The following is a 24,462-nucleotide window of genomic DNA, read 5'->3' as shown; positions in this document are numbered from 1 at the left end:
ATTGTCCGCGCGTCGTGGTGATGATCCCTCCCTGCGATGATTACGCTGGTCACCGCACACGCAACCACATCAGTACACTGTCATGTAACGGTTCGCCGCGGCGCGGCGACACATCCCGGACGATTCATTACGGATCGGTAACTTAGACGGTTTCCGGGCCGCCGACGGCGTTTACCAACCTACTTACGGTGCCGTAGGCTGACCGAAGTCAAATTGAGCTACATGGAGGCATTACACATGGCGAGGGACCTGACCCAACTCGAACTGCTGCAGGAGTTGTCGCCGGTTGCAGAAGAGAACGTCAACCGCCACCTCTCCATGGCCAAGGAATGGCATCCCCACGACTACGTTCCGTGGGACGAAGGACGCAACTTCGCCGCGATGGGCGGCACCGATTGGGATCCCGAGCAGTCGCAGCTCGACGAGGTCGCCAAGGCCGCGATGATCACCAACCTCCTCACCGAGGACAACCTGCCGTCGTACCACCGCGAGATCGCCGAGAACTTCTCGCAGGACGGCGCCTGGGGCACCTGGGTCGGCCGCTGGACCGCCGAGGAGAACCGTCACGGCATCGTGATGCGCGATTACCTCGTCGTGACCCGCGCCGTCGACCCCGTCCAGCTCGAACGCTTCCGCATGGAGCACATGACGAACGGGTTCGCCTCGCCCGCCGACGTCGACGCCGGCTTCCTCCACTCCGTCGCGTACGTCACGTTCCAGGAACTCGCCACCCGCGTCAGCCACCGCAACACCGGTAAGGCGTGCAAGGAACCGATCGCCGACAAGATGCTGCAACGCATCGCCGCCGACGAGAACCTGCACATGATCTTCTACCGCAACATGTGCGGCGCGGCCCTCGACCTCGCGCCCGACCAGGCGCTCGAGGCCATCGACATGATCGTCCAGAACTTCCAGATGCCGGGCGCAGGAATGCCGAACTTCCGGCGCAACGGCGTGCTCATGGCCAAGCACGGCATCTACGACCTTCGCCAGCACCTCGAAGAGGTCGTGATGCCCGTCCTGCGCAAGTGGAACGTCTTCGAGCGAAACGACTTCACCGCCCGCGGCGAAGAAATCCGCGAGAGCCTCGGCAAGTTCCTCGAGAACCTCGAGGGCCAGGCCACCAAGTTCGAGGAGCAGCGCGACCGCATGCTGGCCCGTGAGGCCAAGAAGCGCGAGCAGAAAGCTTCGTAGCGCAAAACAGTTATCCTGTGCCCGGTACCGGATTCGGTACCGGGCACAGTTTTGAATCCAGCACTTTCCCAGAGGTCGTCAATGTCATCCCTTCGAATCGGATCGCTCGAGCTGCGCAGTCCGGTGGTCCTGGCCCCCATGGCCGGCATCACCAACGTCGCGTTCCGCACGCTGTGCCGTGAGCTCGAGACGGAACGCGCGGGCAGCACGTCCGGCCTGTACGTCTGCGAGATGGTGACGGCGCGTGCCCTGGTGGAGCGGCAGCCCGCGACCCTGCACATGACGACGTTCGGCCCGACCGAGACACCGCGCTCGCTGCAGCTGTACACCGTCGACCCGGACACCACGTACGCCGCGGCCAAGATGATCGTGGACGAGAACATGGCCGACCACATCGACATGAACTTCGGCTGCCCGGTTCCCAAGGTCACCCGCAAGGGCGGCGGTGCAGCCCTGCCGTACAAGCGCACCCTGTTCGGCCGGATCGTCGCGGCGGCGGTGAAGGCGACCGAGGGCACCGACGTCCCGGTGACCGTCAAGTTCCGGGTCGGCATCGACGCCGAACACCACACGCATCTCGACGCCGGCAGGATCGCCGCCGGCGAGGGCGCCGCAGCGGTCGCACTGCACGCGCGCACCGCCTCACAGCGATACTCCGGCACCGCCGACTGGAACGAGATCGCCCGCCTCAAGGAACACGTGACGGACGTGCCCGTCCTCGGAAACGGCGACATCTTCGCCGCCGAGGACGCAGCCCGCATGATGCAGCAGACCGGGTGCGACGGCGTCGTCGTCGGCCGTGGATGCCTGGGCAGGCCGTGGCTGTTCGCCGAGCTGAGCGCGGCGCTGAACGGGAACCCGCAGCCCACTCCGCCCACCCTCGGCGAGGTGGCCACCATCATTCGCCGCCACGCGGAACTCCTCGCCGATCACCACGGCGAGGACAAGGGCCTGCGTGAACTGCGCAAACACGTCTCCTGGTACCTGCGGGGCTTCCCCGCCGGGTCGGAACTGCGGGTCGCGATGGCCCTCGTGAGCACCCTCACCGAACTCGACGATCTCCTCGTCCAGCTCGATCCCACCATTCCGTTCCCGAAGGACGCCGAGGGACCGCGCGGACGGCAGGGATCACCCGGAACGGTCGCGCTCCCCGAGGGCTGGCTCGACGACCCCGAGGACTGCCTCGTGCCCGCCGGCGCCGACCTCATGCATTCCGGTGGTTAGCGGCACGAACGCGCGTCACCTCGCTACATGTGCGGAGCCCCGGCGTTCGATAAGTACTATGGCTGGAATCCGTCGGGGCCGACGGAGGTCCGAGTCGGCGGAGAGGTCAGGTTGCATCGGTGGGTGATGATCACAGTGCGGACTCACCGACTCCCGAATCCCGGGCTCCCTGGGAGCGCCCCCTCGCCGATCGGAGCTACCGAGAGGCCCAGTCCGAACGGCCGCGGCGGCTCCCACGGCACCAGTCCCCTCCCGAGCGGGAGCCCTCGGTCGATCGCCGGCCTTCCGAGCAGCCGGCGCCCGAGCGCCGCGCACAGGTAGAACGCACCGAATCGTCCCGCCACGACAGCGGCCGGATCGGTCGCCGCGCCGCGGGCGGTCCCACCGAAACTCTCTCCGTGGCAGACCTCGTGAAGAAGGTCTCCGGGGACGAGCCGAACAGGCCCGACGATCCGGACAAGACGGAGACCATTCCCCCGATCGACGAGCGGCAGCCGCCGCCTCCCGGGGTTCCTCCGCGCAAGACCACCGCTACACCTCCCCCGCCGGAACCGCCGCCGAGCGCTCCCGAGCCCGAGTGGGTGGCGGATTCCGCCGAGACCACCGCCGCACCGCAGGTGGTCGGCAACCCGGCGGTCACCCGCCTGGCCCTGAGCAAGACCCGAAAACGGAAGCGCCTCCGCGCGGCCGGACGTGCCGTCGTCGCCCTCGTGGCGGTCATCGCGCTGGCCGGCACCGGCATCGTCTGGGGATATCTCCGCTCCACCGAAGGCAAGTTCGACCAGATCGCGGCCCTCGACACGGAGTCGACCGACATCGTCGACGCCGTCGGGCAGACCGGTGACGAAACCTATCTGATCGTCGGCACCGACACCCGCGCCGGAGCGAGCGGCGAGGTGGGCGCAGGCACCATCGACGACGCCGAGGGGTCCCGCGCCGACACCGTGATGCTCGTCAACATCCCCGCCGACCGGAGCCGGGTGGTCGCGGTGTCGTTCCCCCGCGACCTCGACGTCGAGCGGCCGGTCTGCCAGGGCTGGGACAACGACAGCGGCAGCTACACCGATGAGACATATCCCGCCGCCGACGGCGACAAACTGAACGCCACCTACGCGCTCGGCGGACCGAAATGCCTGGTGAAGGTGATCCAGAAGATGTCGGGCCTGAAGATCGGCCACTTCGTCGGCATGGACTTCGCCGGTTTCGAGTCGATGGTCAACGAGATCGGCGGGGTGAAGGTCTGTACCACCCAGCCGCTCGAGGACGACGTGCTCGGCACCGTGCTGCCCCGGCCGGGCACCCAGATGCTCGACGGGAAGACCGCGCTGAACTTCGTCCGCGCCAGACACGTCGAGGCGGAGGGCAACGGCGACTACGGGCGCATCAACCGTCAGCAGCGATTCCTCTCCGCCCTGCTGCGGGGCGCCCTGTCCAGTCAGGTGCTGCTCAATCCCGGCAAGCTGAACGGCTTCATCAACGCCTTCACCCGCGACACGTTCGTGGAGAACATCGACACGAAGTCGCTGGTCACGCTGGGCCGTTCCCTGCAGAACGTCGACGCGGGCGCGGTCACGTTCCTCACCGTGCCCACCGCAGGCACCACCGAGTGGGGCAACGAAATCCCCCGCACCGACGACATCAAGGCCATCTTCCGCGCCATCATCGACGACGACGCGCTACCCGGCGAGAAGCGTGCGGAGCCGCTGCCCTCGTCGGCCCCCGAACCCCAGGCCGCGCCCACGCCACCGTCCGTCCAGGCCGTCGACCCGTCCAGTGTCACCGTCCAGGTGTCGAACGCCTCGGGTGAGTCGGGCCTGGCCGCGACCGCCGCCGACTCGTTGGCCGCCGAAGGCTTCCAGATCTACAACGTGGGCAACTACACGGGCACCAGTAGCGAGACCGTCATCCGGTTCTCCCCCGGCCACGAGGCCGAGGCCGCCACCCTCGCGTCGTCGTTCCCGGGCGCGGCGCTCGAGTCGACCACCGGACTCGGGACGGTCGTGGAGGTCGCCCTCGGTTCGAGCTTCTCCGGCACCGTGCAGACGCCGAGCCCGATCGACACTCCGCTCGACATGTCGAACGTTCGGGTCGGCGAGCCGGAGAACGTGGAAATACCCGCCGACCTGGCCGTGGTCAATGCCGGCGACGCTTCCTGCGACTGAGCGTCCGATCAGCATCGCGTTCACCCCGCGTTCACCGTGTGATCGTGACTTGGTTTCCCGTGCACCGTAGGCTGTGACCTCATGCGCGTGGCTTACAACGAACAGATGACCGAGCTTGCCGACCTGCTCGGCGAGATGGCGGGGCTTGCGGGGGTCGCCATGGAGCGCGCCACCCAGTCGCTGCTCCAGGCCGACCTCTCCCTCGCCGAGCAGGTGATCGGCGAGCACGACAAGATCACCGAGCTCAGCACCATCTGCGAGGAGCGGGCCTTCGCCCTCCTCGCCCTACAGGCACCGGTCGCCGGCGACCTCCGCTCCGTCGTCAGCGGCATCCAGATCGTCGCCGACATCGACCGCATGGGGGCGCTGGCTCTCCACGTCGCAAAGATCGCACGCCGCCGACATCCCAACCACGTGCTCCCCGAAGAGGTCAACGGGTACTTCGCCGAGATGGGACGCATCGCCGTGTCCATCGGCGCCGCAGCCCGCGAGGTTCTGGAGAGCCGTGACCCCGAGCGGGCCGCCCGCCTCCGCGAGGAGGACGAGGCGATGGACGACCTCCATCGTCACCTGTTCACCGTCCTGATGGACCGCGAGTGGAAGCACGGCGTGGCCGCCGCCGTCGACGTCACCCTCCTCGGCCGCTTCTACGAGCGGTTCGCCGACCACGCCGTCGAGGTGGGCCGTCGCGTGATCTTCCTCGTCACCGGCAAGCTGCCCGACGAGAACGAGATCGCCGCGGCCGACGCCGACAATCTCACCTCGTACCCGGAGCAGTAGCCTCCCCCAACCCTTTTCGCGCGAACGAGACGCTCGTACGGTCTGACCGTACGGGCGTCTCGTTCGTTCCACCGTCCTCACGCTCAGACACGAAAAACGCCCCGACCGGTTCGCCGGTCGGGGCGTTTTCGTGTGGGGTCGATCTATCCGAAGCGGCCCGAGATGTAGTCCTCGGTGGCCTTCTGCGTCGGGTTGGAGAAGATCTTCTCGGTGTCGTCGATCTCGACGAGGCGTCCCGGCTTACCGGTGGCCTCGAGGTTGAAGAACGCGGTCTGGTCACTCACACGCGCCGCCTGCTGCATGTTGTGGGTGACGATCACGATGGTGAAGTCCTTCTTCAACTCCGTGATGAGATCCTCGATCGCGAGGGTCGAGATGGGGTCCAGCGCCGAGCAGGGCTCGTCCATCAGCAGGACGTCGGGCGAGACGGCGATGGCCCGGGCGATGCACAGACGCTGCTGCTGACCGCCGGACAGTCCGCCGCCCGGCTTGTCCAGACGGTCCTTGACCTCGTTCCACAGGTTGGCGCCGCGCAGCGACCGCTCCGCCACCTCGTCGAGACGCTTCTTGCTGCGCTCGCCCTGCAGCTTGAGTCCGGCCACCACGTTGTCCTTGATCGACATCGTCGGGAACGGGTTGGGCCGCTGGAACACCATGCCGATCGTCTTGCGGACGCCGACCGGGTCGATGCCGGAGCCGTAGATGTCCTCACCGTCGAGCAGGATCGAACCCTCTACGCGCGCACCGGGAGTCACCTCGTGCATGCGGTTCAGCGAGCGCAGCACGGTCGACTTGCCGCAACCGGACGGACCGATGAAGGCGGTCACGTTCCGCGGGGGGACGGACAGCCCGACATCGGCGACGGCGTGGAATTTGCCGTAGTAGATGTTGACGTCCTTGAGATCCAGACGCTTGGCCATTACCGGCTCCCTACTGATTGGTGTTCGAAATCGAGTGGATGGATCACTTGCTGCGGACCTGTGAGAAGTGGCCGACGACCTTGGCCGCGATGTTGAGGACGGCGATGAGCAGGATCAGCGTCAGCGCCGCACCCCAGATCCGGTTGGTGCCGGCATCGGTCGGGTTGTTCATCTCGGCGACCATGACGCCGGGCAGCGTGCCCATCTCGCCACCGAACAGGTTGAAGTTGATGAAGGGTGCGTAACCCACCAGAATCAGCAGCGGTGCCGTCTCGCCCATCACTCGGGCCAGCGCCAGCATGACGCCGGTGATGATGCCCGGAAGCGCGGTGGGCAGCACGATCTTGGCGATCGTCTTCCACTTCGGAACGCCCAGCGCGTACGACGCCTCGCGCAGATCCTGCGGAACGATGCGGAGCATCTCCTCCGTGCTGCGGACGACGACGGGCACCATCAGCAGGACGAGGGCGAGCGCGACCGCGAATCCGGACTTCGGGAAACCGAACGTCGCGATCCACAGGGCGTAGATGAACAGGGCGGCCACAATCGACGGGACACCGCTGAGGATGTCGACCATGAATGTGGTCAGCCGTGCCAGCCGCGACTTCCGGTCGGCGTACTCGACGAGGTAGATCGCGACGAACAGTCCGAGCGGGATGGACAGCACGGCGCAGACGAGGCCCTGCAGGATCGTGCCGATCAGCGCGTGATAGATGCCGCCGCCCTCCGCCGACGCCGTCAGTCCGCTGAGCGAGTGGGTGAACCAGCTGGCCGACGTCAGGGCGGGGATTCCCTTGACGACGGCGGTGATCAGGACCCACACGAGGGGGATCAGCGCCACCAGCACCGCAAGCGTCACGAGCACGGTGGCGGCGAGGTCGGTGAGACGCCGGCGAGCACCGACCCCCTGGAAGGTGGGGGCCTTGACCGGCTTGTCGAGGGTCGCGGTCATGGGTCAGTCCTTCTTTCCTGCGATCACGGCGCGGGCGGCGGCGTTCACGACGAAGGTGAGCACGAAGAGCACCAGGCCCGCGGCGATGTAGGCGCCGGCCTGAATGTTGTTGTTGAACTCCGCGTAGCCGAGGGCGATCTTGGACGCGATGGTGGCGCCGCCGTCGAACAGCGACCACCCGAAGGGCTGCGACGTGGTGCGCAGAATCAGGTACAGCGCCATGGTCTCACCGAGGGCGCGACCGAGGCCGAGCATCGATCCGCTGATGTAGCCGGACTTTCCGAACGGAATGATCGTGGTTCGCACGACTTCCCAGCGCGTCGCGCCCAGCGCGAGGGCCGCCTCGATCTGGGACGTGGGCGTCTGCACGAACACCTCGCGGGTGACGGCGGTGATCACGGGCAGGATCATCACACCGAGCACGATGCCGGCGGTGAAGATCGTGCCGCCGCCGGTGATCGACCCGCTGCCCGACGCGAACAGCGGAAACCAGCCGAGATTTTCGTTGAGCCACACGGCGAGTGGCTTGATCGCCGGCGCGAACACCAGCAGACCCCAGAGGCCGTAGACGATCGACGGCACGGCCGCGAGCAGGTCGATGACGTACGCCAGCGGACGCTTGAGCCAGCCCGGCGAGTATTCGGTGAGGAAGATCGCGATGCCCAGGGCGACCGGCATCGCGAGCACCAGCGCGAACAGCGACACCAGAACGGTGACCTGGAAGAGGTCGAGGACACCGAACGCCATCGCGTTGATGTTCTGCGTGACCCATTCGCGGCTGGTGAGGAAGTTGACCTGGTTCCGGCTCAGCGCGGGAACCGCACGCCAGATCAGGAAGATACCGATCGCGGCGATGAGGATGGAGATGAAGATCGCCGACGTGGTGGCGAGGGTCTTGAAGATCCGGTCTCCGGGCCTGGCGACGGTCTTGCCGCGGGGGGTTTCCGTCGGGGTCGGGGTGTCGGCCTTGGTGGTACTCAACTCGGCCTCCGGGGTGCCGTTCGAACCGCCCACCCCGGCCCCGCTGGAAGCGGAGCCGGAGGCGCGAGGTGCTGATTCGGTGTGCGCTTCACTCATCTGCGCTCGCAATCCTTCATCGTCAGAATATCGAGTCATGGGCGGGTCCGAACGACTTACCGTGCGAATCAGCCGATTGCGGCGACCGACGCGTTCAGCTTCTCCTTCATGGAGTCGGGCAGCGGCACGTAGCCCTGCTCGGCCAGGTTGGCCTGGCCCTCGTTGGCGGCACTGGTCAGGAACGACTTGACCGCGGCGGAGGTGTCGGCGTCATAGCCCTTCGAGCACACGATCTCGTAGGTGGCGAGCACCAGCGGGTATGCGCCCGCTTCCTTGGTGCCGTAGATCGAGGCGAGGTCGAGCGTCAGGTCGCCGGTGCCCGCACCCTTGAACTGCGCACCCTCGATGGCCTTCGCCGCCGACTCGTCGCTCAGCGCGACCGGACCCGCACCGGTGTCGATCTGCGCGGCCGACAGCTTGTTCTGGTCGGCGTAGGACTTCTCCACGTAGGTGATCGAGCCGGGGGCGGAGGCCACTGCCTGCGCGACACCGGCCGAACCCTTGGCGCCTTCACCGATGCCGCCGGTGAAGTCGGAGCCCGCCCCGGTGGTCCAGGCGCCGTTGGAGGCGGTCGTGAGGTACTGCTGGAAGTTGTCGGTGGTACCCGAGGAATCGGAGCGGATGATCGCGGTGATGTCCTGGTCCGGCAGGGTGACGCCCGGGTTGAGGGCGGCGATTGCCGGGTCGTTCCACTTCTTGATGGTGCCGTTGAAGATCTTGGCGGTCACTTCGCCGTTCAGCACCAGGTCGTCGACGCCGTCGAGGTTGTAGGCGACAGCGACGGGTCCGAAGACGAGGGGAAGGTTCCACGCCTCGCCGCCGACGCAGCGGGCCTTGGCCTGCTCCGCCTGCTCGGCCTTGATCGCCGAGTCGGAACCGGCGAAGTCGATCTGGCCGGCGATGAACTGGGTACGTCCGTCGCCTGAACCGCTGGGGTTGTACGCCAGGTTGACCGTCTTGTCCTTTTCCTGGCACACGGAGATGTAGGTGGAGACGAACTGGTCCATGGCGTTCTTCTGGGCCGAGGAACCGGCCGAGGAGAGGTTGGCCTTGCCCTCGCACGTCGCGGTCGACGCGGACGCGTCGACGCCGCTCGACGCCGCGTTGTTGTCGCTGCCACACGCGGCCAAGGTCATGGCACCCAGGGCCACACCGAGCAGGGCGCCACTGCGCTTGAGATTCACCTAGTCCTCCGGAAATACCGTCTCGCCCGCGATCGGGCGGCGACATGAGGCGCGGATCTCGAGAATCCTGCACCGGGCAACACGGCGCTGCCCACGGAGAAACCTAGGGGTAGCTAATGTCCAGTTGGACCACGATTGGTGAACGGAAAGTGAACAGACTGAGCAACTGTCCATATTTCCGAGACGAACGGCCGATGCCGAAGTAGAGGAGAACCTCAGGCGCGCGCGTACGCGACGTCGGTGTGGAACCGCTCGAACCCGAGCCGGTCGTAGGTGTGCAACGCCGACGTGTTGTCGCCCTCGACGTAGAGCAGCACCGAGCCGAGCCCGCGGTCGCGCAGATAGTGCAGTCCGGCGAGGGTCAGCAGCCTGCCGAGGCCACGCCCCTGGGCGTCCGGGCCGATCGCCACCACGTAGACCTCACCGATGGCGGGCTCGTCGCCCTGAGTGGGGTGCACCTTGGTCCAGTGGAATCCGAGCAGCCGCGTCTCGTCCGACGCGGCGAATCCCATGAACAGCCCGGCCGGGTCGAACCAGGCCTCCGCGCGACGTTCGGCGATGTCCCGTTCGGTCCACGATCCCTGCTCGGGGTGCCAGGCGAAGGCCGCCGCGTTGACCCGCAGCACCTCGGGATCGTCCTCGACGCCGCGATACCCGCGGATCGAAATATCTTCCGGCACGACAAGTTCGGGAAGCTCCGTGCCTGCGAGCGGGCGCCGGAGCTGCAGCAGTTCGCGCGCACCGCTCAGACCGAGCCGCTGCGCCACCGCCTGCGCCGCGGGCAGGTTGCCGTGTGCCCACACTCGCGCGTCCGGACCACCCTCGGACAGGGCCTCGGTGACCAGCCGGCCACCGATTCCCCGGCCACGCGACTCGGGGTCGACCGCGAGTTCGGCCATCGCGGGGTGATCACCGTGGCCGGGCTGCAACTGCGCGTATCCGACGATCCGATCGCCGTCGGTCTCCACGAGGTGCCGCACGTCGCCACCGGCACCGGCACCGGACACGGCATGCACGCCCTGCTCCGACACGGGCGCGGTTCCGTCGGCCGCCGTCGCGCGCTCGAGCAGGGCGGCCACATGCGCGGCCTGTCTGCCGTCGAGTCGATCGATCCAGGACTGCACCGGAACGCTCACTGGAATGCCTGCCCCTCGGCGGATTCGAAGTCCGCGTCGTCTGCGTCGAGATCGTCGACCGGTGGAACCGGCGCCCCCGACTTGCTGCGGGTGGGACGGACGGCCTTGTAGCCGACATTGCGGACTGTACCGATCAAGGATTCGTACTCGCTGCCCAGCTTCGCCCGCAGACGACGCACGTGGACGTCCACCGTGCGGGTGCCCCCGAAGAAGTCGTATCCCCACACCTCCTGCAGTAACTGCGCGCGAGTGAAGACGCGACCCGCGTGCTGCGCCAGGTACTTGAGGAGTTCGAACTCCTTGTAGGTGAGGTCGAGGGGGCGTCCGCGCAGGCGAGCCGTGTACGTGCCCTCGTCGATGACCAGCTCGCCCAGTGTGATCTTGCCCGACGCCTCCGGGCTCGCGACGCCGCCTGCGCGCCCGACCAGCAGTCGGAGGCGGGCGTCCACCTCAGCCGGCCCGGTGCCCGGGAGCAGGATGTCGTCGAGACCCCAGTCGGAATTGACGGCCACCAGGCCGCCCTCGGTGAGCACCGCCACCACGGGAACCGCGGAACCCGTGCTGCCCAGCAACCGGCAGAGTCCGCGCGCCGCCGCGAGATCGGTACGCGCGTCCACCAGCGCGATGTCGGCGGAGCTCGCTTCCAGGAGAGAGGACACCTCCGTCGGGGCAGGCCGCACCGCATGCGCCAGCAGGGCGAGGGCAGGCAGCACTGCCTCGGGGTTCGGGTCGGAGGTAAGAAGCAGTAGCTCCACACAGCCTCCCATCTCGTCGCCGTCGTACCCGGCCGGCCGACGGATCGTTCATCCGCCGGTCCAGGTAGATCGACACTGAAGGTATCGACACTTTTGTCGGTGACAGAGTAGCGCGCCGCCGACGGCGTTCGTCGCACCGAACCCCCGGCGACCGGCGGGGAGGTTGCACCGACACTCCCCGCGACGGTGTCCGTCACAATGGGGCCGTGCGGAAACTCATCATCGGAATCGTGTTCCTCGTGGCCCTCGGACTCGTCGTCGACTTCGGTTCGGCGGCCTACGCGGAGTATCGGGTGTCGAGGGAGCTGCGGGCAGGCGCGTCGCTCACCGCTGATCCCGAAGTCACGGTGCACGGCTTTCCCTTCCTCAACCAGGCGTGGAACGGGAAGTACGAAGACATCGCGATCCGCGCACAGGGAGTGCAGAGTGACGTGGTCGGCGAGGTGACGATCGAGTCCAGCCTCCAGGGCGTCACCGCACCGCTGTCCGACCTCGTCGACGGCTCCGTCCAAACCCTCCCGGTCGACCACCTCTCCGGCCGCATGCTCATCGACGCCACCGACCTCGGACGGTTCCTCGACATCCCCGACCTGCAGGTATCGGCTCCGCCGGCCAGCAAGTCCGACGGCACCGGCGGATCCGGCGGCTCCGGGATGCCGACCGCGGGCGGCGTCGTCCTCACCGGCACGGTCCCCGTCGGGCCCATCGACACGACCGTCAGCGTGCAGGCCGACCTCGTCCTCGACGGCGGACAGGTGAAGATCGTCGCCAGCGACTTCTACTTCGGGCCCGAGGGCCACGCCGACTTCACCATCCCCGAACCCCTCGCCCCCGCGATCCTCGGCCTCTTCACCCGGACCATCGACCCCCGGGAACTGCCGTTCGGAGTCCAGCCGACCGAGGTCTATGCGGAGGGTTCGCAGATCGTCATCGAGGGCGTCGGCGACAACGTCACGATCGACCTCGACGAACTGCAGAGCCGATGACCGGAATCACATTATTGGTGATCGCACTCGTCGCCGCTGCCGCGTTCGGCCTCGTGTGGCAGCGGCGCCAGGGGAAGGTCCGAGGCAGCGGCGAGACGACCGCGGTCGTGACGGACGACCGACGCCGCCTCCTCGAGGACGCGGGCGTCGGGATGGGATCGGCGGAGCACCCCCGGACAGCCACCGTTCTCCACTTTTCCGCCGACTGGTGCGGACCGTGCGCGGCGGTGCGCAGAGTGGTGGGACAGGTCGTCGCGGACCTCGACGGCGAACCGGAACCGCCCGTGGAGGTGGAAGTCGACATCGACGAGTATCCCACTCTCGCCAAGGAACTCGGCGTTCTGTCGTTGCCGACCACGTTCATTCTGGACGCCGACCTGCAGCAACGTTTCCGGGTGTCCGGGGTGCCCTCAGCGGCCGACCTGCGGGCCGCGCTCGGACCCCTCACCCGGCCCCCGGGTTCAAATTCCTGAAGAACCGGGTAAACTCGTCGTCGTGCAATCCAGCCACGAGCTCATGCTCACCCGACGCCGCACGGTAGACCTGTGCCGCCTCGGGGCTTGTTGCTGTACCTGTTGCTGATCACCAGGGCTGTCGCTTTCTGCTGACACCGCGCATTCCGCGCCCGTGATCGAACCCCGATGACGACGTCATTCGTCGTCCTTCGGCGCCAGGCAAGCATTCAGGACTCACCGCAGGAGCACTTCACATGTCCACCACACTCGAGCCCGCACAGGTCGACGTTCGTGGCCCCCGGTTCGCTGCCTGGGTCACCACCGCAATCCTCGTCGCCGTGCTCGTCGTGTCGACGTTCTCGCTGGTCGCAGCAGGAATTCTGCTGGCGCTGCAGGCGGTCGTCTTCGCGGCGGGTGCCGCCACCGGGCCGCGGCGCAGCCCGTACGGCCAGATCTTCGGCACCCTCGTGGCGCCCCGACTCGCCCCGGCGAGCGAACGCGAACCCACCGCGCCGCTCCGCTTCGCGCAGCTCGTCGGCTTCGTCTTCGCCGCCATCGGAACCGTCGGCTTCCTCACCGGCTCCGGCCTGGTCGGTGCCGTGGCCACCGCATTCGCCCTGTTCGCGGCGTTCCTCAACGCCGCGTTCGGCTTCTGCCTCGGCTGCCAGATCTATCCGCTCGTGGCGCGGCTCCGCCCCGCCTGAACGCTTCCACCACCGCACGATCCACCCGACAGAAGTAAGAACACATCGAAAGGAACACCATGGCTCGCTCCGATGTCCTAGTCTCCGCCGACTGGGCTGAGCAGAACCTCAACGCCCCCAAGACCGTTTTCGTCGAGGTGGATGAGGACACCAGCGCATACGACGGCGGCCACATCGAAGGCGCCATCCGCCTCGACTGGCGGAAGGACCTGCAGGACGGCGTCCGTCGGGACTTCCTGAACCAGCAGCAGTTCTCCGATCTCCTGTCCGCCAAGGGCGTCGCCAACGACGACACCATCGTTCTCTACGGCGGCAACAACAACTGGTTCGCGGCGTACGCGTACTGGTACTTCAAGCTGTACGGCCACCAGGACGTCAAGCTGATCGACGGCGGCCGCAAGAAGTGGGAACTCGACGGGCGCCCCCTCTCCAAGGAGACCGTCAACCGCGCGGCCACCCAGTACAAGGCCGACGCACCCGACCTGACGATCCGCGCGTTCCGCGACGAGGTCATCGACGCCATCGGCAACAAGAACCTCGTCGACGTGCGTTCGCCCGACGAGTTCTCCGGCAAGATCCTCGCCCCCGCGCACCTGCCGCAGGAGCAGGCGCAGCAGCGTGGACACGTCCCCACGGCCATCAACATCCCGTGGAGCACCACCGCCAACGAGGACGGCACGTTCAAGTCGGACGACGACCTGGAGAAGCTGTACTCGGAGAAGGGCTACGACGAGTCGAAGCCCACCATCGCGTACTGCCGGATCGGCGAGCGCTCCAGCCACACCTGGTTCGTGCTCAAGGAGATCCTCGGCAAGTCCGACGTCAAGAATTACGACGGCAGCTGGGTCGAATACGGCTCACTCGTCGGCGCACCCATCGAGTTGGAGGTTCACTGAGCCATGTGTGGAGCACCTGTACAGACCCAGACCCTGCCCGCGGGCGTCGACGTCGAGAAGGAAACGGTCATCACCGGCCGCGTTCTCGCCGCTGACGGCCAGCCGATCGGTGGAGCGTTCGTGCGCCTCCTCGACGGCGGCGGAGAGTTCACCGCCGAGGTCGTCGCCTCCGGCACCGGTGACTTCCGCTTCTTCGCCGCCCCCGGCGACTGGACCGTGCGCGCACTGTCCAGCTCCGGCAACGGCACCGCCACGGTGAGCCCGACCAGCGCCGGCGTGCACAACGTCGACGTCACCGTCGGCGAATAAGGACACAGCACCAACGGAAAGGCCCCGCTCCGAGCGTTCGGAGCGGGGCCTTTCCGCGTAGGCGGCTCCGCCGCCTGTGCGCCTTTCTGGCTGCTCCTACGACCAGAAAGGCGCACGAGCGGCGAAGCCACCTACTGCTGCCGCGCCAGCGCGGTGATCCAGTCGACCACCCGCTCGCTCTCCCAGTACCACGGGTCGTTCGGGTTGTTGTTCCAGTACAAGAGGTGCTGGATGAAGCCGAGGAAGATGTACGGCTTCGTCACGAGATCGAAGATGTCCCGGTTGTCCTCCAGGAACCCGGGACCCTCCGCCGCCAGCTTCGCCTTCACCACGTCCGAACCGGGGCCCATCGCCCAGTTCAGCGCCGCGACCATCTGCTCCTGGGACACGTGCATGTCGCGGTCCGGCCCGTCCGGATCGTACGTCTGGTCGGCTACCTTGCGGAGGACGTCGAGGAACGATTCGTCCGACGCGAACCAGTCGTCGTGAGTGACGATGTGGACGATCGTCCGCGCCGCCATGCTCGTCACCGCGTTCGCGAAGTCGGAGACGGTCTGGCCCGGATTCAGCAGGGTGAAGTGCAATTGGCCGAGCACCCCCAGCGCCAGTTCGAGGACCGCGATCTCCTGCGGCGCGTCGCACGCGATGTCGTACGGTCGGCACGCGTAGGTGATCTTGCCGTCGAGAGCGCCGTAGTCGGCAGGCTCGGACGACATGAAACCTCCCCCGGGCGGTCCCGGCTCGCCCATCGACGGCGTCCCCGCGGGGCGGTACGGGTCGCCGATCAACGCGACGCCGGCGATGTCGTCGGCGGTAACCAGAGCATTGCTGTCGCGGTGGCCGAGTTCGCGCGCCACCCGCTCGACCACCTCGCCGCCGACGCTGTACCCGAGGAGGACGTACTTGGTGTCGTCGCCGCACTTCGCCTTGTTCTCGTCGAGGATCCTGTTCGTCGACGCGACACCGGCCGCCATCGAATCCTGGTATGTCGGAACAGGTTGCAACAGGCCGAGTCCGTACGTGGACGGGTACGGGACGTACATCCACCCGACCCTCCCCGGGTCGTCCTTGTTGGCCTCGCCGGTCGGCACGGTCACGTTGCCGACCCAGTTCGACCAGAGCTGACGATTCTCGTCTGCCAGAGGGTTGCGGTCCTCCGACGAGTCGGTCGCGCCGGAGACGGCGACGATCATCACGTCGGGGCAGTCCGCGGCGTAATTGTTCGGGTCGACGCGGTCCGTGTCGGCGCCCCCCGAGCCGGCACTGCCCGAACCGGCGCTTCCCGAGCCGGCACTGCCCGAGCCGGCACTGCCGGTGTCCGGGGCGGCGACGGCCAGACCCGGAGCACACAAGGCAGCGGAGACGGTGAGCAGCAGCGCAGTCGCCGTGATCGCGGCACGCACCGGACCGGTGACGGCCTTACTCGATCGAAGCATGGGACCTCCGGGAGGGGCGGGAGACGGGACGACCGCATGAGGATCTTCGGAACCGACCGGATGGTCGCCTTCGAGAAACCGTAGCGGCAGTCACGGTAAGTCGCCTCCCGTTTCGACCGTTCGACGGGTTCGGTTTAGGATGTCCCCGTGGTTATCTTCTTCGAGGTACTTCTTGTCCTTGCCGCCGTGTTGATCACGTGGTTCTCGCTCTACACGATCTACCGTCTGGTCACCGACGAGTCGTGAGTCAGAACCCGGACGCAGGCGCAGATCCGCCTTCCGAGCACCCGCCTACGAACGCGCCCGCCGGGGTGCGTCGTGGTAGCGGTGACGCAGCCGTCGCGGACGCCATCGAGCGGTCCAAGACGACGGCGTCGCGGAACATCCCGCAGCTTCCGGACCTTCCGCTGCCCGAGGACACCGCAAATCTGCGCCTCGGCCCGGATCTGAACAACGAACTCCTCGCAGTACTGCCCCTGGTGGGTGTGTGGCGCGGCGAAGGGGAAGGTCACGACCCCGACACCGGCGACTACCCGTTCGGGCAGCAGATCATCGTCTCTCACAACGGTGGCAACTACCTCAAGTGGGAATCCCAGAGCTGGGTCCTCGACGCCAACGGTGAATACGTGCGCCCCGACCTCCACGAGACCGGATTCTGGCGGATCAGCGGAGACGGCATTCCCGGTAGCACCAACGAGGAAGTCGTCGAACTCCTCCTCACCCACAGCTCCGGCATCGTCGAACTGTTCTACGGCCGGGCCCTCACGCAGTCGTCGTGGGAACTCGCGACCGACGTCGTGATCCGCAGCACCTCCGGTGTCCTTGTCGGCGGCGCCAAGCGCCTGTACGGCATCGTCGAGGGCGGCGATCTCGCCTACGTCGAGGAACGCATCATCGCCGACGGTGAACTGCGCCCCCATCTCTCGGCGCGTCTGTCCCGCTACGTCGGCTGACGCCCGTGAGTACTTATTAACCGCCCGCGGTTAAGAAGTACTCACAGCTCAGGTTATCCACAACCTGCGGTTCATCCACAGGCCAGTTGAAATCGGCGTTTTTCGGGCCATTCCTGTCGGCTCGCACGCGCACCGTCGCGTCCATGACCACAGCGACGATCGACTTCGAACCCGAGTTCCAACGCGTCCTCGACTATCAGCACGGCCTCGTCACGGCCCGGCAACTGCGCGGGCTGGGCATCTCGACCCGGCAGATTCAGCACATGGTGGAGTCCGGCCAATGGTCGACGGTGCTGCACGGCGTCTACGCCGTCACCAACGGTCCTCTCGACCGGCCTATGACGTTGTGGGCGGCGTTGCTGTTCGGCGGTCCCCGGGCGATACTCAGCCACCGGACCGCGGCCGAGGAATGGGCGCTGGTGCCCGTCGACCCTGCCGGACCGATCCACGTCACCGTGCCGTACGGATTGTCGGCCGAGCCTCAGGGACCGACATATCGCAAGGCCGGACGGCGTTCCGACCGTCCGGTCCCCCGTGAGGGCGATCTCCTGCACCCGGGGGTCGTGGTGCACCGGTCCCGGGCGCACGCCCACATCCTCGTCCCGACGCTGCTGCCGCGAACGTCCCTGGCCGACACCGTCGTCAATCTGGCCGTCGAGGAACCGTCGGCGCCGGAAGCTGCGCGTGTCGTCGTCGCGGCGGTCACCGGCAGCAGCGTGTCGGTCCACGAGTTGCTTCGTCGGATCGAGCAGCGTCCGCCGCGGAGATATCGGAAGGCCCTTACCGACGCGCTGTCGTTCGTCGTCGGCGGGGTGCAGTCGATCCTCGAGCATCGGTACGCCGTCGACGTCGAGACTGCTCACGGCCTCCCGACCGCCCGGCGACAGTCGCCGGTTCTCGTCGACGGGCAGACGCTGTACGAGGACGTGGACTACTCGGACAGCGGTGTTCCTCTCATCGTGCGACTGGACGGTTTGCGCTATCACTCGTCGCGGTCGGTGGCGCTGCGTGACCGGCGTCGCGGCAACGCAGCGGAACTCGCAGGCAAGGCGACGCTGGTCTACGGCTGGGAGGAGGTGACGCGACGTTCGTGCGACGTCGCGGCCGAGGTTCGGGCGGTCCTCGAGCGGGGCGGCTGGAGCGGGTCGAACCCGTGCCCCCGGTGCCGTGAGTACTTATTAACGTCGGGCGGTTAACAAGTACTCACGGGCGCGAAGCGCACAACGGCCCCCGAGCCTTCCGGTGCTGATGCACCGGGCCCGATCTGGACCAGACCGGGGGCTCGGGGGCCGGGTAGCTGCCTGGGATTCGCTCGCCGCTCGCGCGGTCAGTGAATTCCGTCAGCGGTAGCGGCTAGCTGGCAGCCACCTCACGTGTCCGTCTGTCATTCAATTTCAGACCACCTCCTTCCTCGTGTACTCAAGAACGTACGCCGCACTCACGGAGTCGGCAACGCATTTTCGCTCTCAGCTTTCTCGACGGGTATCACCAGGTCAGCGCTGGTATCCTGCGGAAGCTGGTGGGTGACCACCACGACGGTGCGCTGCGCAGACACCAGTCCGCCGTCGCGCGCGAGCAGTCGCCTGAGCAGGTCGGCGCCCGCGTCGGCGTCGAGATGTTCGGTCGGTTCGTCGAGTAACAGCAGCCGCGCGGGCGACAGCAGGGCGCGGGCGAGGAGCAGTCGGCGCCGCTGCCCGCCGGACACCGCCCGGGCACCTGCGGCGAGGGTCGTGCGCACGCCTTCCGGCAGCCCGGACACCCATCCCCCGAGCCCGACGGACTTCAGGACGGCGAGAGCCTCAGCCTCGTCGATGTCGCCCCGCGCCACCCGCAGATTCTCGAGCACGGACGTGTCGAAGAGGTGCGCGTCCTCGGCGAAGAATCCGATGTTCCGGCGCACCGCGCCGGATCGGACGCGGTGCAGATCGATGCCGTCGACCCGGACCGTCCCCGACACCGGCGGGAGAAGCCCGGCCAGGGTCATCAGGGTGGTCGTCTTCCCGGACCCACTGCCCCCGACGATCGCGACGCGGGCACCCGGCGGTAGGTCCAGATCGAGTGGCGCGGTGACGTTTCCGCCGGGCCAGCCGCAGCGCAACGCCTTCGACGCGACGTGGACGGGTCCGTCGAGGGGCCGGTCACCGGGGTGCGGATCGGCGACGGCGGCGTCGAGCACGGCGAGGATGCGGCGCGACGCGATCCGGGCCCGGGTCAGCGCGACTGCCGCCGCGGGCAACGCGGCCGTGGCCTCGAACGCGGACAGCGGCAGGAGCACGAGGACGCCCATCGCCATCGGGCTCATGGTCCCCGACGCGTACAGGTCCATGCCGATGAGCAGCGACGCGATCACGCTCACTCCCACAGCCAGCGGCGTGGCGGCGTCGGCGAAGGCGGCGGGTGCCGCGGCGCGGTCGGTGGCCGCGACCACGGCCCGCTCGGCGTCGGCGGCCTGCGACACGGTCCGGTCGAGGCGGCCCGCCACGCGGAGTTCCGCGGCGTGATCGAGGGCGGTGACGGCGTCCTCGCTGAACCGGGCACGTGCGTCGGCGCCGGACGTCTCGGCGGTGCGGGCGGCCCGGGCCGACAGCCAGGGTGCCGCGACCCCCGACACCGCGAGCGCGACGGCGAGCACGAGTGCCGCTGCGGGCGAGATCACCGCGAGGATGCCGACGGCGGCCACGGCCAGGACGACGGACACGGAGATGGGAACGAGTGCGCGGACCACGACGTCGCCGAGCGTGTCGACGTCGGCCCCGGTGCGGGTGAGCAGTTCTCCGCGGCGCAGCCCGGCCGCGGCGGCGGGGTCGCCGTCGGCCAGCCGCTGATAGAGCTGGGTGCGGGCGGAGGTGGTGCCGCGGAGTGCGGTGTCGTGGGTGGCCAGCCGCTCGAGGTAACGGAACACGCCCCGGGAGATGCCGAGCGCGCGCACGGCCACCACGGCCACGCTCAGGTCGAGGACGGGCGGCATCTGCCACGCCCTGGTGATCAACCACGCCGACAGCGCCGCCAGCGCGAGCGCACTGCCCAGCGTGGCGACGCCCGCGGTGACGGCACGCAGCACCCGTCCCGGCTGCAGGTCGAGCAGCGGCAGCGCGCGGAGCAACGGGTCACGCGACATCGGCGCTCACCTCGATCACCCGGTCGGCGGCCGCGAGCACGGTCGGACGGTGCCCGACGACCACGACCGTCCGGCCGGCCGCGGCCAGGCTCCGCAGGGATTCCAGCACGGTGCGCTCCGACGCGTCGTCGAGGTGCGCGGTCGGTTCGTCGAGCACCAGCACGGGACGCCGGGTGGCGAGCACGCGGGTCAGGGCGAGCCGCTGCCGCTGCCCGAGCGACAGTCCCGTTCCACCGGACCCGACCCGCGTGTTCCAGCCGTCGGGGAGTTCGGCGAGAACTTCGTCGAAACCCGTGGCGGCGCAGGAATGTTCGAGGTCGACGACGTCACCGGTCAGCCGGAGGTTCTCGTCCAGAGTGCCGGGCACGAGAACGGGATGCTGGGGCAGCCACGCAACCTGCGCCCACCACGCGGACCGGTCGAGGGTGCCGACGGGCGCCCCGGCCACGCGCACGTCGCCGTGCGCCGGTTCGACGATACCGAGAAGTGCCTGCACCGCAGTCGTTTTCCCGGACCCGTTCGGTCCGGTGAGTACCGTCACCGCGCCGGGTTCGACGACCCCGGACAGTCCGTGCGGCGCCAGTCCGCGCCGGGACCGGACATCCAGGCCGTCGAATTCCAGACGCGCCCCGATCGCGTCGACCACGACCGCGCCGTCGACGTCGTCCGGGCGATCGGAATCGATGACGGCGAAGGCCCTGCTCGCGGCGGCCATTCCGTCCTCGGCGGCGTGGAACTGGGTTCCGACCCTCCGCAGCGGGAGGTACACCTCGGGCGCGAGAATCAGTGCGATGATTCCGGCTTCGAGTCCCATCCCCCCGTACACCAGCCGGAGTCCGATGCTCACGGCGACGAGCGCGACGCACAGCGTGGCCAGCAGTTCGAGCACCATCGACGACAGGAACGCCACCCGCAGCGCCGACATCGTGGTGCGGCGGTGGGCGTCGCCGAGTTCACGTACCCGCGTCGCCGGGCCCTGCTCGCGGCCGAGCGCGCGCAATGTGGGCAGTCCGGCCAGAAGGTCGAGCAGTTGCGAGGACAACGCGGTCATCGCGTTGAGGGTCTTGGCCGCCTTGCCCTTGGTGAGCAGTCCGATGAGGATCATGAAGACCGGGATCAGCGGCAGCGTGACGAAGATGATGGCCGCGGACGTCAGATCCTGGAATGCGATGACCGCCAACGTCGCCGGAGTGAGCGTGACCGCGAGCACCAGGGCCGGAACGTACCCGGTGAGGTACGGCACGAGTCCGTCGATGCCGCGGGTGAGCACGGTCGCGATCTCGTCGCGGCGCGGATCGAGTTCGCGTGGCCGCATCCGCGTGGCGACACCGAGGACTTCCCCCTTCAGTTCCGCCACGACACGGGTCGCGGAACGGTGCGCGAAGCGGGACTGCAGCCAGGCGCCGAGAAACCGGACACCCACCGCGACCGCGAGCACCACCAGTTCGGTGGACCACCGGCCGAGGTCGGTGGCGTCGTCGACGATGACCCCGGCGAGCACGCGGCCGATCATGAGCGCCGACACGACGACCATCGCAACGTCGACCATCGACAACCCCACCGTGAGGACGAGATATCCGCGGGCCGCGGCCGAGTACCGCCACAGCCGGGGATCGACGGGGCGCCGGGACGCACCGTCCCGTGCCGGGCGGGGTGCGTCGCCTACCGCTGTGCTCATCTGCGCTCGAGTGGGAGACCGATCGATGGCGGGATGTGCTTGGTCGAGATCCGTTGCCGGAACACCCAGTACGTCCAGCCCTGGTAGATCAGCACCACCGGGGTGAGGAAGGCCGCGGCCCACGTCATCACCTTCAGGGTGTACGGACTCGACGACGCGTTCTCGATGGTCAGGCTGTAGGCGGCGTCCAGGGTGGACGGCATGACGTCGGGGAACAGCGAACCGAACAGCAGTGCCACCGTGGCGATGACGGCGATCGACGTGAGCAGGAACGCCCACCCTTCCCGCTCGGCGCGGGTGAGCGCGACCACCCCGAGGAGTGCGCCTGCGGCGATCGCGACGAGGATCCACGTCCAGCCCGTGCCGTGCGCCAACTGCGTCCACAGCACGAACGCGCCCGCCACCGGAACGGCCGGGAGGGCCAGCCGGGACGCGAGTTCGACGGCGTCCGTACGCACTTCGTCGGCCGTCTTCAGCGCGAGGAACACCGCGCCGTGCAGGGCGAACACGAGTGCGGTCGTCAGGCCACCCAGCAGGGCGTAGGGATTGAGCAGATCGAACAGGTTCGACGTGACCTGCTTGTCGGCGTCGATGTCGACGCCCCGCACGATGTTCGCGAACGCGACACCCCACAGCACTGCAGGCACCCACGACCCGAACACGATGCCCCAGTCACACCGTCGGCGCCAGGTGTCGTCGTCGATCTTGCCGCGGTACTCGATGGCGCAGATCCGGACGATGAGCGCGACGAGGATGATCAGCAGCGGCAGATAGAAGCCGGAGAACAGGGTGGCGTACCACTCCGGGAAGGCCGCGAACAGCGCACCGCCGCCGGTGATGAGCCACACCTCGTTGCCGTCCCACACGGGGCCGATCGTGTTGAGCACGACCCGTCGCCGCGTGTCACCTTCGGGGTCCTTGCGCCTGCCGAGCACCGGCATCAGCATGCCGACGCCGAAATCGAATCCCTCGAGGACGAAGTACCCGATGAAGAGCACCGCGATCAGGATGAACCACACCTCTTGAAGTCCCATGACCGTCTCTCCTAGTACGCGAACGAGAGTTGTTCGGGCTTGCCCGGTTCTTCGGGCTCGTCGTGGTCGTCACCCGGTGGATGCGCGTCGTGTTCGAGTGGCCCCTCGACCGTGTAGCGGCGGATCAGCGTGAACCACACGACGGCCAGCGCCCCGTAGACCACGGTGAACGTGATGAGCGAGACCCAGACGGTCCACGGGGAGTGGTTCGAGACGCCCTGGTCGACGGTCAGCCTGATCATGTCGACACCGGTCGGGTTCGGTGCAACGACCCACGGCTGGCGGCCCATCTCGGTGAACACCCAGCCCGCGCTGTTCCCGAGGAACGGCGTCGGGATGACGGCGATCGACAACCAGCCGAACCACTTCTTGTCCGGGACACGTCCGCCGCGGGTCATCCACAGACCGACCACTGCGAGCAGCGCCGAACCGGCGGCCCAGCCGATCATCGCGCGGAACGTCCAGTACGTGACGAACAGGTTGGGCTTGTAGTTGCCGGGCCCGTACATCTCCTCGTAGCGGGCCTGGATCTCGGTGACGCCCTCGACGGTGGAGTCGAAGTTGCCGTCCGCCAGGAACGAGGTGAGGCCGGGGATCTTGATGAGCTGGGTGATGCTCTCGCAGTTGTTCTGGGTGCCGACGGTCAGGATGGAGAAGTCGGCACCGGTTTCGGTGTGGCACAGCGATTCGGCCGACGCCATCTTCATGGGCTGCTGTTCGAACATCAGCTTGCCCTGGATGTCGCCGGTGATCGCGAGCCCGACGCCCGCGGCCACCATGACCCACAGCGCGAGGATCGTGACCGGACGGAACATCGTCCTGGCTGTGTCCTCGTGCTTCTTCGCCACGTCCGGTTCGGTGGCTTCCTTCGCCTTGCGCATGCTGCGCACCATCCACCAGCCGCCGACGCCGGCCACGAACGTGCCTGCCGTGAGGAACGCGCCGGCCACGACGTGCGGGAACGCCGCGAGGGCGGTGTTGTTGGTGAGCAGCGTCCAGATGCTGGTGAGTTCCGCGCGCCCGGTCTCGGGGTTGTACACGGCCCCGACCGGGTGCTGCATGAACGAGTTGGCGGTGATGATGAAGTACGCGGACGCGTTCACGCCGATCGCCACCAGCCAGATGGTGGCGAGGTGGACGAGCTTGGGCAGTCGCCCCCAGCCGAAGATCCAGAGCCCGAGGAACGTCGACTCGAGGAAGAACGCGACCAGTCCCTCGAGCGCGAGGGGTGCGCCGAACACGTCGCCGACGAATCGCGAGTACTCGCTCCAGTTCATCCCGAACTGGAATTCCTGCACGATGCCGGTGGCCACGCCGAGCGCGAAGTTGATCAGGAAGAGCTTCCCGAAGAACTTGGTGAGCCGATACCAGTGATCCTTTCCGGTGACCACCCACATCGTCTGCATGACGGCGATCAGCGGGGCAAGCCCGATCGTCAGCGGAACGAGGATGAAGTGATAGACGGTGGTTATGCCGAACTGCCACCGGGAGACATCCAAGGCATCCATG

At 67.7% G+C, this 24,462-nt stretch carries 22 protein-coding genes; 11 read left to right on the top strand and 11 right to left on the bottom strand.

The features are described from left to right. Positions 1 to 237 precede the first annotated feature (237 nt). From ACFTWF_RS05485 to phoU, 4 genes are all read left to right on the top strand, one after another. Entirely contained in the window at positions 238 to 1,194 is a 957-nt protein-coding gene (locus tag ACFTWF_RS05485; RefSeq protein ID WP_378460260.1) for an acyl-ACP desaturase, read from the top strand. Positions 1,195 to 1,275: 81 nt separating this feature from the next. Further along, complete coding sequence (gene dusB / locus ACFTWF_RS05480; RefSeq protein ID WP_378460259.1) at positions 1,276 to 2,418, top strand: tRNA dihydrouridine synthase DusB; 1,143 nt, start codon at positions 1,276 to 1,278, stop codon at positions 2,416 to 2,418. Positions 2,419 to 2,537: 119 nt separating this feature from the next. Next, a complete protein-coding gene (locus ACFTWF_RS05475) occupies positions 2,538 to 4,580 on the top strand; it encodes an LCP family protein (protein WP_378460258.1) in 2,043 nt (680 codons plus the stop codon). An 81-nt stretch (positions 4,581 to 4,661) separates the two neighbouring features. Next, the gene (gene phoU / locus ACFTWF_RS05470) at positions 4,662 to 5,360 is read left to right on the top strand and encodes a phosphate signaling complex protein PhoU (RefSeq protein ID WP_378460257.1); all 699 of its coding nucleotides are present in this window, start codon (positions 4,662 to 4,664) and stop codon (positions 5,358 to 5,360) included. A gap of 143 nt (positions 5,361 to 5,503) precedes the next feature. On the opposite strand, the gene pstB is transcribed toward phoU, so the two are convergent. The 6 genes from pstB to ACFTWF_RS05440 all read right to left on the bottom strand — a co-directional run bounded on the left by pstB (position 5,504) and on the right by ACFTWF_RS05440 (position 11,384). Next, positions 5,504 to 6,280, bottom strand: coding sequence for a phosphate ABC transporter ATP-binding protein PstB (pstB, locus tag ACFTWF_RS05465; protein WP_015888703.1), 777 nt, complete (start codon positions 6,278 to 6,280; stop codon positions 5,504 to 5,506). 43 nt (positions 6,281 to 6,323) lie between these two features. Next, positions 6,324 to 7,232 (bottom strand): phosphate ABC transporter permease PstA, encoded by a 909-nt coding sequence (gene pstA, locus ACFTWF_RS05460; RefSeq protein WP_378460256.1) that lies wholly within the window; start codon positions 7,230 to 7,232, stop codon positions 6,324 to 6,326. Positions 7,233 to 7,235: 3 nt separating this feature from the next. After that, positions 7,236 to 8,309: a phosphate ABC transporter permease subunit PstC gene (pstC, locus tag ACFTWF_RS05455; RefSeq protein WP_378460255.1), complete on the bottom strand. Its 1,074-nt coding sequence runs from the start codon at positions 8,307 to 8,309 to the stop codon at positions 7,236 to 7,238. 68 nt (positions 8,310 to 8,377) lie between these two features. Further along, positions 8,378 to 9,493, bottom strand: a complete 1,116-nt coding sequence (gene pstS, locus ACFTWF_RS05450; RefSeq protein ID WP_378460254.1) for a phosphate ABC transporter substrate-binding protein PstS — start codon at positions 9,491 to 9,493, stop codon at positions 8,378 to 8,380. Between the two features lie 215 nt (positions 9,494 to 9,708). Next, positions 9,709 to 10,629: a mycothiol synthase gene (gene mshD, locus ACFTWF_RS05445; RefSeq protein ID WP_378460253.1), complete on the bottom strand. Its 921-nt coding sequence runs from the start codon at positions 10,627 to 10,629 to the stop codon at positions 9,709 to 9,711. Continuing rightward, entirely contained in the window at positions 10,626 to 11,384 is a 759-nt protein-coding gene (locus ACFTWF_RS05440) for a winged-helix domain-containing protein (protein ID WP_378460252.1), read from the bottom strand. The genes mshD and ACFTWF_RS05440 overlap by 4 nt, the downstream gene beginning before the upstream one ends. 206 nt (positions 11,385 to 11,590) lie before the next feature. On the opposite strand from ACFTWF_RS05440, the gene ACFTWF_RS05435 reads away from it, so the two are divergent. The 5 genes from ACFTWF_RS05435 to ACFTWF_RS05415 all read left to right on the top strand — a co-directional run bounded on the left by ACFTWF_RS05435 (position 11,591) and on the right by ACFTWF_RS05415 (position 14,734). Continuing rightward, positions 11,591 to 12,370: an LmeA family phospholipid-binding protein gene (locus ACFTWF_RS05435; protein ID WP_378460251.1), complete on the top strand. Its 780-nt coding sequence runs from the start codon at positions 11,591 to 11,593 to the stop codon at positions 12,368 to 12,370. Then, positions 12,367 to 12,843 carry a thioredoxin family protein gene (locus ACFTWF_RS05430; protein ID WP_378460250.1) on the top strand — a complete coding sequence of 159 codons (477 nt, stop codon included), beginning with the start codon at positions 12,367 to 12,369 and terminating at the stop codon, positions 12,841 to 12,843. Before ACFTWF_RS05435 ends, ACFTWF_RS05430 begins: the two co-directional genes overlap by 4 nt. 236 nt (positions 12,844 to 13,079) lie before the next feature. Beyond that, a complete protein-coding gene (locus ACFTWF_RS05425; protein WP_378460249.1) occupies positions 13,080 to 13,529 on the top strand; it encodes a DUF4395 domain-containing protein in 450 nt (149 codons plus the stop codon). 59 nt (positions 13,530 to 13,588) lie between these two features. Continuing rightward, a complete protein-coding gene (locus ACFTWF_RS05420; RefSeq protein WP_378460248.1) occupies positions 13,589 to 14,425 on the top strand; it encodes a sulfurtransferase in 837 nt (278 codons plus the stop codon). Between the two features lie 3 nt (positions 14,426 to 14,428). Then, on the top strand, positions 14,429 to 14,734 hold the full coding sequence (locus ACFTWF_RS05415; protein WP_072943045.1) for a DUF1416 domain-containing protein: 306 nt from the start codon (positions 14,429 to 14,431) through the stop codon (positions 14,732 to 14,734). 131 nt (positions 14,735 to 14,865) lie between these two features. Here the strand turns inward: ACFTWF_RS05415 and ACFTWF_RS05410 are convergent, their stop codons facing one another. After that, positions 14,866 to 16,170, bottom strand: coding sequence for a cutinase family protein (locus tag ACFTWF_RS05410; RefSeq protein WP_378460247.1), 1,305 nt, complete (start codon positions 16,168 to 16,170; stop codon positions 14,866 to 14,868). 242 nt (positions 16,171 to 16,412) lie between these two features. Here ACFTWF_RS05410 and ACFTWF_RS05405 point away from each other — a divergent pair, with 242 nt between their 5' ends. After that, the gene (locus tag ACFTWF_RS05405) at positions 16,413 to 17,123 is read left to right on the top strand and encodes an FABP family protein (protein ID WP_378460246.1); all 711 of its coding nucleotides are present in this window, start codon (positions 16,413 to 16,415) and stop codon (positions 17,121 to 17,123) included. A gap of 86 nt (positions 17,124 to 17,209) precedes the next feature. Beyond that, positions 17,210 to 18,319, top strand: a complete 1,110-nt coding sequence (locus ACFTWF_RS05400) for a type IV toxin-antitoxin system AbiEi family antitoxin domain-containing protein (protein WP_378460245.1) — start codon at positions 17,210 to 17,212, stop codon at positions 18,317 to 18,319. A 242-nt stretch (positions 18,320 to 18,561) separates the two neighbouring features. Here ACFTWF_RS05400 and cydC read toward each other — a convergent pair whose 3' ends face one another. Genes cydC through ACFTWF_RS05380 form a run of 4 tightly spaced genes read right to left on the bottom strand, consistent with a single transcriptional unit; the run spans position 18,562 to position 24,461 of the window. Beyond that, entirely contained in the window at positions 18,562 to 20,241 is a 1,680-nt protein-coding gene (gene cydC / locus ACFTWF_RS05395) for a thiol reductant ABC exporter subunit CydC (RefSeq protein ID WP_378460244.1), read from the bottom strand. Then, on the bottom strand, positions 20,231 to 21,919 hold the full coding sequence (gene cydD, locus ACFTWF_RS05390; RefSeq protein WP_378460243.1) for a thiol reductant ABC exporter subunit CydD: 1,689 nt from the start codon (positions 21,917 to 21,919) through the stop codon (positions 20,231 to 20,233). The genes cydC and cydD overlap by 11 nt, the downstream gene beginning before the upstream one ends. Beyond that, positions 21,916 to 22,953, bottom strand: a complete 1,038-nt coding sequence (cydB, locus tag ACFTWF_RS05385; RefSeq protein ID WP_378460242.1) for a cytochrome d ubiquinol oxidase subunit II — start codon at positions 22,951 to 22,953, stop codon at positions 21,916 to 21,918. Before cydB ends, cydD begins: the two co-directional genes overlap by 4 nt. A gap of 11 nt (positions 22,954 to 22,964) precedes the next feature. Next, positions 22,965 to 24,461, bottom strand: coding sequence for a cytochrome ubiquinol oxidase subunit I (locus ACFTWF_RS05380; RefSeq protein ID WP_378460241.1), 1,497 nt, complete (start codon positions 24,459 to 24,461; stop codon positions 22,965 to 22,967). Position 24,462 lies beyond the last annotated feature (1 nt).

It is taken from the genome of Rhodococcus sp. NPDC056960 (assembly GCF_042674125.1).
In the GTDB taxonomy this organism is placed as follows: domain Bacteria; phylum Actinomycetota; class Actinomycetes; order Mycobacteriales; family Mycobacteriaceae; genus Rhodococcus_F.
This window is presented reverse-complemented; position numbering and strand designations above follow the sequence as displayed.